Below are 14,042 nucleotides of genomic sequence, written 5' to 3' on the forward strand. Positions count from 1 at the left end.
ACTTTAGCTTGGTTTTCGCAACTTCGGTATACATGGTGTAGGCGATTGAACGTTGAAGATTTTACGTGACAGACGTTTTTCCTGTCACAACCTCATATCTTCAGTTTTCAAAGAACAACTTACAAATATATAATAGCACATATGTTCCTGCTTTTCAACAACTTTGGCTAACGCCAACCGACATTCATCTCCCACCTATTCATTGGGCTAATGCCCTTCACATTCCTTGAGGTGGGAGTCTTCTGTCGGAAAATGATAAAATAATCCTTACTTCCTCAAAACCCAAGATTATATTTCTGAATCAAAATCTCATTCACCATTACATGCCGGAGAAAGATACCGGGACCTTGCAAAAGCCCCCGGCGTAAAATATGGCAGTGCTGAGCCAAGAAGCAGCAAAATTCATCCTTATATTTTAATATTGGAATATGATAGAAGTATAATCAAATTTGCGGAATGAACGGGGGCCGGCCGGGGCAAAATCCCGATGATGTGACAGACCGCAATCTGAGAACCGCCGAAATAAAAAACCCCATTCAGCCTGTAAACCGGCTGAATGGGGTTTTTAATGCTCAATCTAATTTTGTTTCTTCTTTTAAACGCATTTTCTTATCCTGTTCCTGCGGTGTTTCATACACGCCGACTGTTTTAATCGTAAACGAAAGGAGAAAGCCTATGATGGTCAGAACGAGTGTAAAAACAAACCCGTATTGGACGCCGTTTGTCAAAGCTTCAGCCGCATTATGCCCGTTTGATAGCGTATAGGCATGTTCACCGGCGGCCAGGAACGTCGCGGACAGGGCTGTTGCAATGGCACCGCTCACTTGCTGTGCCGTATTCATGATCGCACTGCCATCAGGTGAGAGTTCTTTCGGCAACGCATTCAGTCCGTTTGTCTGCGCAGGGGACATAACGAGCGGCGCACCGATCATGAGCAAAATATTTGCTGTGATCACGAAAAGAAAAGAGGATGTTGTTTGAATGTTTACAAACATGGCCGCTGAAATTATACAGATGATAAAGCCGATTCTGACGAGCCATTTCGCACCGTACATATCATACATTTTACCGGAGACAGCAGAAACCACCCCGTTAACAATTCCTCCCGGCAAAAGAAGGATACCGGTGAGGGCGACCGCGACCAGTTTTCCGCTTTGCCAGTACATCGGCAAAAGAAGCATGGATGACATAATGATGCTGAAGACAATCATGATCATCAGGGTGCCGATCGTGAACATTTTATGCTGGAATGCCCGGACATTCAGCATGGGTTTATCCATTTTCAATTGCCTGATGGCGAAAATCAGCAGTCCGATAACGCCAATGGCAAGCGAAACAATGACTTTCGTATTTCCCCAGCCACCTTCACCGGCGGAACTGAATCCGAACACGATGCCTTCAAAGCCAATGGTGGACAATGCAATAGAGAAGATATCGATTTTCGGCCGTGTTACTTCATTTACGTTTCTGCAAAATATAGCAGAAATGAAAAAAGCAAGGATCAGGAATGGCAGCATGACCCAGAAAATCCATTGCCATGTAAGTGTACTCAAAATAAAACCGGCTGCAGTCGGGCCAATTGCCGGAGCAAACATAATGACCAGGCCGACAATGCCGAGTGCCGCGCCTCTTTTATGCGGCGGAAAAATGGCCATCACCGTATTAAATATGAGCGGGATGAGAATACCGGTGGCGATCCCTTGAATGAGCCTGCCAACGAACAATAAAGTGAAGGTATGGGATAAGGCTGAGATGAGCGTGCCAATCATAAAGGCGCTTAATGCGGTCAGCAGCAGCTGCCTGGTTGTAAACCATCTGATCAGTAACCCGGAAACCGGAACCAGAACGCCGACAACAAGCAGGTATCCCGTTGTCAGCCATTGGACGGTGGAAGCTGTGATGTGCAGGTCTCCCATTAAGGAAGTTAAAGCGATATTTAAAGCTGTTTCACTGAACATGCCGACAAAACCGCCGATTAAAAGCCCAAGCATAATTGGAAATTTTTTTACTTCTGTTTGCAATGGTAAAATCTCCCCTTTGATTTTAAGTAGACCAGTCATCATAATCAGCAGAAAAGAACATCAGGTGTTCTTTAGAATATACGGGGTTTTTTCAGCCAGCATTTTAAAAAAAGATACATCCTGGTAGGTAATCGACATCGTCATGGCCCCTTCCATTAAAATATAAACAAGGGCAGCCGTCTGCTCCGCACTTTCTCTGGAATAACCTTTTTGAACAAGATAATCGGAAATCAAGGACATCCATTCGTGATACGCGCTTTTGCATGCTTCCCTGATATTTTCACTTGTACTGACGCTTTCAGAGGCAATTAAACCAATGCGAAACTCAACTTGCTGATCATTCAGCACTTTAGATGCGACATGAAGAAACTGGGCCTGTATAGCTTCGACAGGATCCTCATAAGAAGATAGTAAAAGTTGTACTTCCTCTTTCACCTCGTTCTTTACGCTGTCAATTGCTGCAATTGCAATTTCTTCTTTCCCATTAGGAAAATGGTAATACAAAGAGCCTTTTGGGGCCCCGCTGTCTTTAATAATTTGATTAATGCCTGTCGCATGGTATCCCTGGATCTGAAAAAGATACTTCGCAGTGTGGATGATGCTTTCCCGCGTATTCTGTTTCTTACTCATAGAAATTCTCCTTGATTATATAGATCGGTCTAAATAAAAACGTAACACTGATTCATTTGATTGTCAAACGGGCAGGACAGTCTTTTTCTTTTTGGAAAATTGCGAAGGAAACAGCTATACCGGAACGGATAAAATTGAAAAACGGATAGGAACAAATTCCTGAAATTTGCGGGCATAGGTTTTAACTGCTTTATTTACGGAAATAGATGAGCATCACAGCAGCAATCTTTTAATAAGGGTTGAGCAACGCTTACCGGGATTTTCCGGTAAGACATATTAAAAAAAGGGGGCATTATATTTTGGATCAATCTCTTATCCGCCGGCAAAAAGAAGAAGCAGTGAATATTGAAAGAGTCAAAAGAAAACCTCCTCAATTAACGCTTAAAGAAAAAGTTGCCTATGGCGCGGGGGACATCGGCTATAATTTTATGTTTGACCTCGGCCAGATTTATTTGCTGAAATTTTATACGGATACATTAGGACTGCCTGCTTCAGTCGCAGGAATGGTATTTTTGGTCTCGAAAATCTGGGATGCTTTTTCAGACTTCACAATTGGGACTTGGATTGACCATCGCAAACATATCGGGCCGAAAGGGAAATTCCGCCCGTTTATTCTCTATACAGCGGTTCCGCTTGCACTCATGACCATTACCAGTTTTATCACGCCCGGCTTCTCGCTGGATGGAAGAATCATCTGGGCCTTTGCTACTTACATGGCTTTCGGCACGATTTATAGTATTTCAAGCATACCATACGGTTCCATGGCACCGGCCATGACGAAAAATTTAAATGAACGGGCTGAATTATCCGCGTTCAGGCAGGCAGGCGCAAACCTCGGGCTGCTGATTACAACAGTAGGTTTTATGCCGCTTGTCCTGTTGTTTGACAACAATAAAATCGGCTACCCTGTAACCGTGGCGATCTTTGTATTAATGGGCGTTTTACTGCAGATTTATTCTTATGCAAACATTAAAGAACGGTATGTGGAAATCAAACCAAAAACAGAGACGCACACCATAAAAGAAAGTTACAAAGCTTTAATGAAAAATGGGCCGCTCATGATCGTCAGTCTGGTTAATTTATTCACAATTTCCGCTTACAATGTGAAACTGGCTGTCCAGGTGTACTACTGCCAATACGTGCTGAACAATGTGACCATTGTTTCTTATATGGGATTTTTTAGTATGGGCTGTGCTTTTTTGGGCATTGCTTTCGCCCCTTTGGCACAGAAAAAAATCGGCAAAAAGCTGACTTATATGCTTGGCTGTGCCATTTGGGTTGCGGGAGATTTGCTCGCTCTATTTTTTGCAAAGGAAGCCGTGATTTTTATTCTGTGTGCATGCCTCGCATTTTTTGGAAATGCTTTTGTGAACAGCTTAAACTGGGCGCTCGTTTCCGACTGTGTGGAGTACGGGGAGTGGAAGACCGGCCGCCGTACAGAAGGCATTGTGTATTCCTTCTTTACTTTTTTTCGCAAATTATCGCAGGCGGTTGCCGGGTTTATTCCGGGCCTTGTACTCGGGCTGGTTGGCTATGTGCCGAATGCCGTACAGTCCGCAACGGCCATTTTTGGCATTAAAGCGCTGATGTTTATCTATCCGGTTGTACTTGCGGCTGCAACAATTGTTGTGTTTGGTTTCTTTTACAGGCTCACAGAGCAAAAATACGAGGAAATTACGGCAGATTTGAGCCGCCGCTAACCTTGTGTGAAATTGAACAGCCTTCGCATCCGCGGAAAACGGTGCAAAGGCTGTTTTTTTGCAGTGAAAAGCTTCATTTTTTATAATTGAAATTTAACCGGCAAAAGATTTCAAATTCAAGTATAATCAATGTAGGGATTAATCCGGATGGACAAGCTTACGTCTTTACATTCATCCGGCAGTTTAACCGGTTTGATTTTGGATATAAGCTCCAGGGAAGTTCCCAACGCCGGGTTACACAAAATGGGAGGGGAATAAATGAGAGAAGTAAGATGGAGTGTTTTGTTGAAATACATCCTGCTGCTCGTAGCGGCTGTACTTGCTGTTAAGTATTTTGATTCGATCATGAATGCATTCAGACATTTGTGGAGCGTTGCTTACCCGCTTGTGCTGGGAGGAGCAATTGCTTATGTGCTCAATATATTAATGAAAAAAATAGAACGCTTCTATTTTCCAAACTCCGGCAGTAAAATCGTTGCAAAAACGCGGAGGACGGTCAGCATTCTTTTATCCTTTGTGATTATTTTCGGGATCGCATCGATACTCATTTTAATTATTGTCCCGCAACTGATACAGGCCATTACAGTTGTCATCGAAGCAATTCCCGAGTTTTATAATAAAAGTGTTGCGTACTTTCAAACAAATGGTGATAAATATTCCGATATGGGTAAATTAATTTCCAGCCTTCAAGTCGATTTGGATTCGATTTCGCAAAAAGTAACATCCTCTTTATCGAAAGTATTGACGGACATTCTGAATTCCACCTTTTCGATTGCAGGTGCTTTTACAAGCGGCATCATGAATCTGATCATTGCGATTATTTTTGCCGTTTATATTTTGTCCGCGAAAGAAAAACTGTCATTACAGGCGAACAAGGTGATCCAGGCATTTTTAAAAAGAAAAAATGCGGAAAAAGTTTATTATGTATTAAATGTGGCGAATACAACCTTTTCCGGTTTCATTGTCGGGCAATGTGTGGAAGCGGTGATTTTGGGGAGTTTGTGTACGCTTGGCATGTTTCTTTTTCAGTTTCCGTATGCTGCAATGGTGGGCGCCTTCATTAGTGCAACGGCTCTGATCCCGGTGGTGGGCGCCTACCTTGGTGCGGCTTTCGGTGCCTTTATGATTTTGACGGTTGATCCGATGAAAGCCTTGTTTTTTCTCATTTTTATTGTTGTTCTCCAACAGGTGGAAGGGAACATCATTTACCCGCGGGTTGTCGGTTCCTCGATCGGCCTGCCGGGAATCTGGGTGCTGGCGGCTGTCATTATCGGTGGCGGATTAGGCGGTGTGGTTGGCATGCTGTTAGGCGTTCCGGTAGCAGCAACCCTTTATAAACTCATCAGCAATATCGTCAATAAACGCTTGAAAACACCGCGAACCGGCTGACGGAATTTGTACGTGCTCATGCTCAACGGTGTCACAAGATTTGCTGGATAAAATATGGATTTCTACACGAAGGAGGACATCCAATGAAACTAATAGCGATTGATTTTGACGGTACATTATTAGCCGATAATGGAACGATAAGCGAGGAAAACGCAAAAGTGATTCGTGCGATGCAGCGGCAGGGGGATATTGTTGCCGCCTGTTCAGGGCGTTCGCTTCATGATACGCAGCATATTCTTAAAAAAGCAGGCCTTGCTTGTCCGGTGATAACGGGAAACGGCGCGATTGCATACCATTCGAACCAATGTATCCAAAAACTTTTGCTTCCGGATAAAGTGATGGATGAGATTCTGCCGGAACTGGAAGCACAAGGATATTATTATGAGCTGTATACCAATCAGGGCGTGTATGTGCTGCAAAAGGGAAGGGAACGGCTGCAAACTGAAATTGATTCGCTCCATGAAAAAGATGAAACATTTTCCGTCGATTGGGCTGCCGGCCAAATGGAGCTTCAATTCCAGCAGTACGGTATTCATTATTTCCATCATTATAGTGAACTGGATCTTCCTCATTTGGAAATCTACAAAATTTTTGTATTGTCATTCAGCCCGGAACGTTTAAAGCAACTCCGCAGCCGGTTAAGCGGCAGACAGGACTTATCAATGACCACATCGGGGCGTGCAAAATTGGAAATTGCCCATGCCGAAGTCAGCAAAGGCAATGCCCTTACTTTTATGGCCCGCCATTTAAACATCCCGCTGAAAGATACCATCGCAATCGGGGATAATTTCAATGACCTTTCGATGTTTAAAGCAGCCGCTGTAAGCATTGCGATGGGAAATGCGGAAGAAGAAGTGAAAAAGCAAAGCACCTATGTCACAAAAACCAATAACGAAAACGGCGTGGCCTGTGCACTGCGGAAATATGTATTGAAAAATGATCATTAAATACGGTTTAAAACGGTTGTATATGGATCCGGTTAACCATAAGGCGGATAAAGCCTGGCACGCACATAAACATTTTTCATAAGGGAAACCTAAAATAATCATACTCCTTATTAATCTTGTATAATAGAAAAATAAGCAATGATTATGAGAGGGTGTTAAGCGTTGAGCGTATACCATATTCCGGAAAAAGTCCAGATATTTGGAAAAGATATTCGGAAAGGGCAACTGAGATATCATCGTAAGCGGACGGCTGTAACGAAGGAATTTACTTTCGATGCTGCCCATCATTTGCATTTGTATGAAGGAAAGTGCAAAAACCTGCACGGCCATACATATAAAGTAAAAATCACATGCAGTGCGTATTTGAATGAAATTGGCATCAGTATTGATTTTGGCGATCTGAAAAAAATATTTCACGAAGCCATTGAGGAGAAACTTGACCATCAATACTTGAATGAAGTGCTTCCGCCGATGAACACAACTGCGGAAAATATGGTTGTCTGGATGTGGGAAGAGATCGGAAACAGGCTGAAACAGCAAAAAGATTACGCGGACAGGGGGGCAAGATTAGAAGAACTGGTATTATATGAAACGCCAAAAAGCTATGCAACGATGAAACGGGAATGGATGGAGGAAGAAACAGATGGCAAGTAAAATACCGGTGATTGAAATATTTGGTCCAACGATCCAGGGGGAGGGCATGGTCATCGGAAAGAAAACCATGTTTGTCCGCACGGCCGGGTGTGACTATGCCTGCAGCTGGTGTGATTCTGCCTTTACCTGGAACGGGGAGGAAAGAGACCGGATTGCGCTGATGACTGCAGATGAGATCTTCCGGAAACTGAAAGAAACAGCAGGGGAAAATTTCAGCCATGTCACGATTTCGGGAGGCAACCCGCTTTTGCTGAAGGGCCTGGGAGAACTGATTGAGCTGCTTAAACAGCACCATATCCGTACAGCGGTTGAGACACAGGGATCACGCTGGCAGGATTGGTTAACAGATGTCGATGACATTACAATTTCACCAAAGCCGCCCAGCTCGGGGATGCGTACAAATTTTGACCGCTTGGATTTGATGGTCGGCAAGTTAACCCATTCAGGCAGCCGTCTTTGTTTAAAAGTCGTTGTGTTTGATGAAAAGGATTTTGATTACGCTAAAACGATACACAAACGTTTTCCATTGGTTTCTTTTTATCTGCAAGTGGGCAATCCGGACATCATTTCGCCTGACCGGGATCAATTATCAAGTATGCTCATTCAAAAATATCAATGGCTGATTGACTTAACCTTGAATGCTGAGGAAATGAATGATGCTTATGTTCTGCCCCAGCTGCACACATTGGTTTGGGGAAACAAGCGAAAAGTATAAAAAAGGCCGTCCTGTACAGTTTTGGCAGGGCGGCTTTTTTGTCAGACGTGCTGGCTTGCGGTGTGATCCGGTGTGGCATTTTCAGCCTTTTTATCTTTCATCCGGCTGTAAATATTTGCAAGTAAGGAACCGGACAAATTATGCCAAACACTGAAAATGGCACTCGGGACGGCAGCAAGCGGAGAGAAGTGGGCTGTTGCGAGCGCTACACCAAGACCAGAATTTTGCATCCCGACCTCCATCGATACTGCTTTTTGTTTGGCGAGATCCATACCGCACAAGCGGGCGAAGAAAAAGCCGATCACAAAGCCGAGCAAGTTATGCAAAATGACAACGGCAAAGACCAATAAAGCAGTTTGCGCAATTTTTTCAGCGCTTCCGGAAACTACGGCGGAAACAATCAGCACGATGGCGACAACCGATACGAGCGGCATCGCCTTTGCGCCGGCCCGCGCTTGTCTGGCAAAGAATTTTTTCACGATAAAACCAAGCGCCAATGGGACAATGATAACCTGAACAATAGAAAGGAATAAAGACAGTACACTAACATGGACCCATTCGCTGGCAAATAAAAGGATTAACAGCGGTGTAACAAGCGGCGCGAGAAGTGTGGAGACCGAAGCAATCGCAACGGCAAGCGCGACATTTCCACGTGCCAGAAAGACCATCACATTCGAAGCTGTTCCGCTCGGGCAGCACCCTACTAAAATAACGCCGACCGCGATATCTTTTGGTAAATGAAGGCCGAAAGCGAGTGAAAAAGCGATGAGCGGCATGATGATAAAGTGGCCGATGACCCCGAGTGCCACTTCTTTCGGCCTTCTGAAAACCTCTTTAAAATCGGATAGTTCCAAAGTCAGCCCCATTCCAAACATAACAATTCCCAATAAAGGAACAATATAATCGCCCAGCCATACAAAGTGCTGTGGCAATAGATAAGCGATAGCCGCAAAAAGCAGCACCCACAAGGTGAATGTTTTTCCGGCAAATGTGCTGACTTTCTCAATGACTCCCATATGAAAACCTCCAAAATATAAACTGTTTTATAAAATGATAGAATATCTGACAAAATAAATCAATATAAATTATTTGATATTTTTAAATATTTGTTATGGAATCTGGTTTTTTCGCCACTTACTGCCTGTGAGTCCGGCCGAATGTCTAGTAGGAACCCCTAAATAGACAAAAGCAGCCTGTGAAACCTGCCGTCTGGTTGAAAAGATCAAAAAACAGCGCAATGCCGTTTGCATTACGCTGTTTCACCTTTTTTATTCTTTTTTCATTGCCAATACTTTTTCCACATCCGGTGTTATATAGACCGTCTGCTGGTTTTCATAAATCACAAATCCGGGTTTGGCGCCTGTTGGTTTCTTGACATAGCGCACTTTTGTATAGTCAACCGGTACGGAACCGGAATGGCGTGCTTTGCTGAAGTAAGCGGCAAGATTCGCGGCTTCCAAAATGGTTTCGTCTGCCGGGGTCTTGCTGCGGATCACCACATGTGAGCCCGGAATGTCCTTCGTATGAAGCCAGGTATCATCCCTGGCCGCAACCTTATTTGTTAAATAGTCGTTTTGCTTATTGTTTTTCCCGACTAGAATCGCGGTGCCGTCTGAAGCCACGTATTTTTCCAGCGCAATTTTCGCTGCTTTCCGGCGTGTGTTCCTGCGGTGCCGGCTTTTCAAATAGCCTTCTTCCTCCAGTTCTTCACGGATTTCCCCGATATCTTTAGGGGAAGCTGTCTCCAGCTGCTGAAGCAGGTTATCAAAATAGCGCACTTCATTTTTGGCATGTTCGATTTGTTCCTGTACGACTGTTTGGGCATGCTTTGCTTTCTGGTAACGTGAAAAATAATGTTGTGCGTTCTCAGCCGGACTTTTCCGCGGGTCAAGTTCAATTTCCACCGTTGCGCCGTTTTCATCATAATAATTTTGGACTTCGATTTTTTCCATGCCTTTTGAAACGGCATAAAGATTGGCAGTCAGCAGCTCACCAAATAATTGGAATTGCTCGGCGTTTTGCGCATCATCAAGAGTGGCTTTGAGCTTTTTGATTTTTGTTTCATTTTTCTCAAGCTCATTTTTAATAAAGCGTTCAAGATCATGGCTTTTCTGTTTGACGCGGTCGCGCTCGGCTTTGCCGATATAGAAGCGGTCGAGCAGTTCGCTCAATGTGGCAAACGATTTGACTTCGCCTTCAAGATGTTTGAGCGGCATAAAATAAAAATATTCTTTTTGCGCACCGGATATCATCACCGGCTTGATGTCGTGCGCTTTTATTTGTGCCATAACTTCCAAAAAAGCATCCGAAACAGCATCGGGGTTGGAATATTTTGCGCGGTACATGATTTCTTTTGCCAAAAGCGGGGAGACGCCGGCAAATTGCGCGACGATCTGTTTATCCATTTTCCCGCTGTTCCAGTCCAGTGCCGCGATAATATCTTCCCATGTTGCTTCGAGCGGATTCCGTTTATGCTGTTCCGGCGGAAAAACATATTCCTGCCCCGGCAGAATCGTCCGGTATGTGTTGACGGCAGGCGGCACATGTTTAATACTGTCGAGAATCAGATTGCGATCTTTTTCTACTAAAATAATATTACTGTGGCGGCCCATAATTTCCACATACAGCTGCTTATATGAAACGTCACCGATCTCATTTCGGCCTTTGATTTCGAATACGACGACGCGGTCAAGGCCGGTCTGGTAAATCTCTTCAATAACCGAGCCTTCGAGATGCTTGCGCAGCAGCATACAGAACATCGGCGGATCCTGCGGGTTGTCATAAGGCTCGTTTGTCAGCTGGATTCTTGCATAGCTTGGATGCGCCGACAAGAGGAGCCGGCGGTTTTTGCCGTTTGCCCGCACAATAAAAATTAATTCATTTTGATATGGCTGGTGGATTTTACTAATCCGCCCGCCCTTTATGGTGTCCACAAGTTCCGTTGTCATGGCGCTTGTAAATAATCCGTCAAAAGACATATGGCATTCCTCAATTCTTTATTTTTCACGGCAATGTCTGATTGCCGAAACGTTTCTCTTTGCCCGCAAGATAAATTATATCATTTTTTTGGACAGGGCTGAATATGTTGCTAGTAAGACGATATTGGGCAGAAGCAAGGGGAGAGTGTATTGTAAATGATGTTTCATGAAATGAGTGAAAAAGACGTCGAACAGGCATTAAGCACCAATCTTGAAAAAGGGCTCACGGAAAAAGAAGCAGAAAAAAGGAGAAGACAGTACGGGTATAATGAGCTGGCGGAAGGGGAAAAGGAATCTGCCCTCATTCTCTTTTTAAGCCAGTTTAAAGATTTTATGACGCTCGTCCTGCTTGCTGCGACGGTCATTTCCGGGTTTTTGGGCGAGTATGTCGACGCGGTTGCCATCGTCGCGATTGTTCTGATTAACGGGTTTCTCGGCTTTTTCCAGGAACGCCGGGCCGAAAAATCTTTGGCGGCGCTGAAAGAACTCTCAGCCCCGCAGGTTTATGTACAGCGCGGGGGGCAGTGGCTGAAAATCCCGTCAAAGGAAGTGGTGGCCGGGGATATTGTAAAATTTGAAAGCGGCGACCGTATTGGGGCCGATATCCGCATCATAAAAGCCAATAATTTAGAAATTGAAGAGTCGGCGCTGACCGGAGAATCGATTCCGTCTCCTAAAACAAGCGCCGCCCTCTCCGGGGAGAATGCCAGTTTAGGAGACCTGCGCAATATGGCATTTATGGGCACGATGGTCACAAGGGGGAACGGTATCGGGATTGTCACCGGGACCGGGATGAAAACAGCAATGGGCGAAATTGCCGATATGATTCAGAATGCCGATGCCCTGACAACCCCTTTGCAAAGAAGGCTGGAGCAGCTCGGGAAAATTTTAATTGTCGTTGCGCTCTTGCTGACATTGCTTGTCGTGCTCGTCGGTGTCTGGCGCGGACATGATTTATATTCAATGTTTTTAGCAGGTGTATCGCTTGCGGTAGCGGCGATTCCGGAGGGGCTGCCGGCCATCGTTACCATTGCCCTCTCGCTCGGCGTTCAGCGCATGATCCGCAAAAACGCGATTGTCCGCAAATTGCCGGCTGTTGAAACGCTCGGCTGCGCATCTGTGATCTGCTCCGATAAAACCGGAACCATGACGCAAAACAAAATGACGGTGACCCATCTGTGGAGCGGCGGGCAAACTTGGCAGGTTTCGGGAACCGGTTATACACCGAACGGTACATTTACGCAAGGGGAGACGGAAATCCACCCGCTGAAAGAAAAAAGCGTATACCAGTTGCTGACATTCGGGCTTTTATGCAACCATGCCGAACTGAAGGTAAAGGGTGAGGAATATATTGTGGACGGCGACCCGACGGAGGGCGCTCTCCTGGTATCCGCCTTAAAAGCCGGGCTGACAAGGGACCTGTTGTTAAAAGAGTTTACGATTGAACAGGAATTCCCGTTTGATTCAACGCGGAAAATGATGAGCATGGTGATCCGTGATAAACATGGCAAACTGTTTGTGATCACAAAAGGCGCGCCGGATGTGCTGCTGAATTTAAGCCGTTCGGTGCTGTGGGACCACCGTGAACAACCGTTGTCGGGTGAGTACCACAAACAGGTCCGGGATGCCGTTGACGGCTTGGCCTCACAGGCGCTCAGAACGATTGCGATTGCGTTCAAGCCGCTTTCCGGCGGGCAAAAAGTGGCCCATGAACAGGATGCTGAAAAAGACTTGATTTTCCTCGGTGTACAGGGAATGATTGATCCGCCGCGTCCGGAAGTCAGACAAGCCATTAAAGAATGCAAAGAGGCCGGAATCCGGACGGTGATGATCACAGGCGACCATGCAGTAACGGCGAAAGCAATCGCCAGGCAGCTTGGCATTTTGCAAAGGAATCACAAGGTCATGGACGGCGGCATGTTAAACCAAATGACGGTCGATGAACTGGAAGAGGTGATTGATGAGGTTTCTGTATTTGCACGCGTGTCTCCGGACCACAAATTGAAAATTGTCAAGGCATTCCAGAACCGCGGCCATATTGTGGCGATGACAGGGGACGGCATCAATGACGCGCCGGCAATTAAACATGCGGACATCGGCATTTCCATGGGGATTACGGGCACGGATGTGGCAAAGGAAGCTTCCTCTCTGATCTTGTTGGATGACAATTTTGCCACGATCAAATCCGCTATTCAGGAAGGCCGGAATATATATGAAAACATCAGGAAATTTATTCGTTACCTGCTTGCTTCAAACGTCGGTGAAATTCTGGTCATGCTGTTTGCAATGCTTTTGTCGCTGCCGCTGCCGGTTGTGCCGATCCAGATTCTCTGGGTCAATCTTGTTACAGACGGGCTGCCGGCGATGGCACTCGGGCTTGACCAGCCGGAAGAAGACGTCATGCAGCGCAAGCCCCGTCATCCGCGTGAGGGCGTGTTTGCAAGAGGGCTCGGCTGGAAAGTGGTGTCGCGCGGCTTTTTAATCGGGCTTGTCACATTAATTGCGTTTATGACGGTTTACTATCAAAACACCGATAATCTGGCGTATGCCCAGACCGTAGCCTTTGCGACCCTTGTTTTGGCACAGCTGATCCATGTGTTTGACTGCCGCAGCGAGCGCTCAATCCTGGCGCGAAACCCGTTTGGCAACCTTTATCTTGTGCTGGCGGTGCTATCATCTGTGCTGCTCATGCTGGTTGTCATTTATTTGCCGGCGCTGCAGCCAATTTTCCATACGCTTCCAATTCTGCCGAAAGACTGGCTGCTGATTATATGCCTGAGTGCGGTTCCGACATTTCTGCTGGCCGGTTCCTATTATATAAGAAAAAAGAATTGAATTATGGTATAATCTTTAAAGTAATAGGGAGAGACTCTATTACTTTTCTTTTTGGAAGGAAAACTTCAGCCCGCTTTTTCAGATCATAACGGGCCGGCAGCACTTTACATTTTCCTTTTCTTATTGAAACCGGCGCGGTATAATCAACCATAATAGCATGTTGCCGGTTCAGA

10 protein-coding genes are annotated in these 14,042 nt (G+C 45.4%); 6 read left to right on the top strand and 4 right to left on the bottom strand.

Going from position 1 to position 14,042, the window contains the following annotated elements; translation table 11 throughout:
* Positions 1–572: 572 nt before the first annotated feature.
* Positions 573–2,060 (bottom strand): DHA2 family efflux MFS transporter permease subunit, encoded by a 1,488-nt coding sequence (locus tag C232_RS0100005; protein ID WP_169338738.1) that lies wholly within the window; start codon positions 2,058–2,060, stop codon positions 573–575.
* 21 nt (positions 2,061–2,081) lie between these two features.
* On the bottom strand, positions 2,082–2,651 hold the full coding sequence (locus C232_RS0100010) for a TetR/AcrR family transcriptional regulator (protein ID WP_018659993.1): 570 nt from the start codon (positions 2,649–2,651) through the stop codon (positions 2,082–2,084).
* A gap of 299 nt (positions 2,652–2,950) precedes the next feature.
* On the opposite strand from C232_RS0100010, the gene C232_RS0100015 reads away from it, so the two are divergent.
* The 5 genes from C232_RS0100015 to queE all read left to right on the top strand — a co-directional run bounded on the left by C232_RS0100015 (position 2,951) and on the right by queE (position 8,056).
* Positions 2,951–4,351 (top strand): glycoside-pentoside-hexuronide (GPH):cation symporter, encoded by a 1,401-nt coding sequence (locus tag C232_RS0100015; protein ID WP_018659994.1) that lies wholly within the window; start codon positions 2,951–2,953, stop codon positions 4,349–4,351.
* Between the two features lie 258 nt (positions 4,352–4,609).
* A complete protein-coding gene (locus tag C232_RS0100025) occupies positions 4,610–5,740 on the top strand; it encodes an AI-2E family transporter (protein ID WP_018659996.1) in 1,131 nt (376 codons plus the stop codon).
* An 83-nt stretch (positions 5,741–5,823) separates the two neighbouring features.
* Positions 5,824–6,687 carry a Cof-type HAD-IIB family hydrolase gene (locus C232_RS0100030; RefSeq protein WP_018659997.1) on the top strand — a complete coding sequence of 288 codons (864 nt, stop codon included), beginning with the start codon at positions 5,824–5,826 and terminating at the stop codon, positions 6,685–6,687.
* Positions 6,688–6,849: 162 nt separating this feature from the next.
* Positions 6,850–7,341 carry a 6-carboxytetrahydropterin synthase QueD gene (gene queD, locus C232_RS0100035; protein WP_018659998.1) on the top strand — a complete coding sequence of 164 codons (492 nt, stop codon included), beginning with the start codon at positions 6,850–6,852 and terminating at the stop codon, positions 7,339–7,341.
* On the top strand, positions 7,331–8,056 hold the full coding sequence (gene queE, locus C232_RS0100040; protein ID WP_018659999.1) for a 7-carboxy-7-deazaguanine synthase QueE: 726 nt from the start codon (positions 7,331–7,333) through the stop codon (positions 8,054–8,056). The genes queD and queE overlap by 11 nt, the downstream gene beginning before the upstream one ends.
* Before the next feature lie 41 nt (positions 8,057–8,097).
* Here the strand turns inward: queE and C232_RS0100045 are convergent, their stop codons facing one another.
* Both C232_RS0100045 and C232_RS0100050 read right to left on the bottom strand, forming a co-directional pair.
* The gene (locus C232_RS0100045; RefSeq protein WP_018660000.1) at positions 8,098–9,072 is read right to left on the bottom strand and encodes a bile acid:sodium symporter family protein; all 975 of its coding nucleotides are present in this window, start codon (positions 9,070–9,072) and stop codon (positions 8,098–8,100) included.
* Positions 9,073–9,324: 252 nt separating this feature from the next.
* Positions 9,325–11,034 carry an Rqc2 family fibronectin-binding protein gene (locus C232_RS0100050; protein ID WP_018660001.1) on the bottom strand — a complete coding sequence of 570 codons (1,710 nt, stop codon included), beginning with the start codon at positions 11,032–11,034 and terminating at the stop codon, positions 9,325–9,327.
* Positions 11,035–11,190: 156 nt separating this feature from the next.
* Here C232_RS0100050 and C232_RS0100055 point away from each other — a divergent pair, with 156 nt between their 5' ends.
* Complete coding sequence (locus C232_RS0100055) at positions 11,191–13,869, top strand: cation-translocating P-type ATPase (RefSeq protein WP_018660002.1); 2,679 nt, start codon at positions 11,191–11,193, stop codon at positions 13,867–13,869.
* Positions 13,870–14,042 lie beyond the last annotated feature (173 nt).

Source organism: Heyndrickxia acidiproducens DSM 23148 (assembly GCF_000374345.1).
GTDB classification, from domain to species: Bacteria; Bacillota; Bacilli; order Bacillales; family Bacillaceae_C; genus Weizmannia; species Weizmannia acidiproducens.

Excerpts from the sequence above, each read along its gene's own strand:
- C232_RS0100005 (WP_169338738.1), bottom strand. The coding sequence starts at position 2,060 with ATGACTGGTCTACTTAAAATCAAAGGGGAGATTTTACCATTGCAAACA.
- C232_RS0100010 (WP_018659993.1), bottom strand. The coding sequence starts at position 2,651 with ATGAGTAAGAAACAGAATACGCGGGAAAGCATCATCCACACTGCGAAG.
- C232_RS0100025 (WP_018659996.1), top strand. The coding sequence starts at position 4,610 with ATGAGAGAAGTAAGATGGAGTGTTTTGTTGAAATACATCCTGCTGCTC.
- C232_RS0100030 (WP_018659997.1), top strand. The coding sequence starts at position 5,824 with ATGAAACTAATAGCGATTGATTTTGACGGTACATTATTAGCCGATAAT.
- queE (WP_018659999.1), top strand. The coding sequence starts at position 7,331 with ATGGCAAGTAAAATACCGGTGATTGAAATATTTGGTCCAACGATCCAG.
- C232_RS0100045 (WP_018660000.1), bottom strand. The coding sequence starts at position 9,072 with ATGGGAGTCATTGAGAAAGTCAGCACATTTGCCGGAAAAACATTCACC.
- C232_RS0100050 (WP_018660001.1), bottom strand. The coding sequence starts at position 11,034 with ATGTCTTTTGACGGATTATTTACAAGCGCCATGACAACGGAACTTGTG.
- C232_RS0100055 (WP_018660002.1), top strand. The coding sequence starts at position 11,191 with ATGATGTTTCATGAAATGAGTGAAAAAGACGTCGAACAGGCATTAAGC.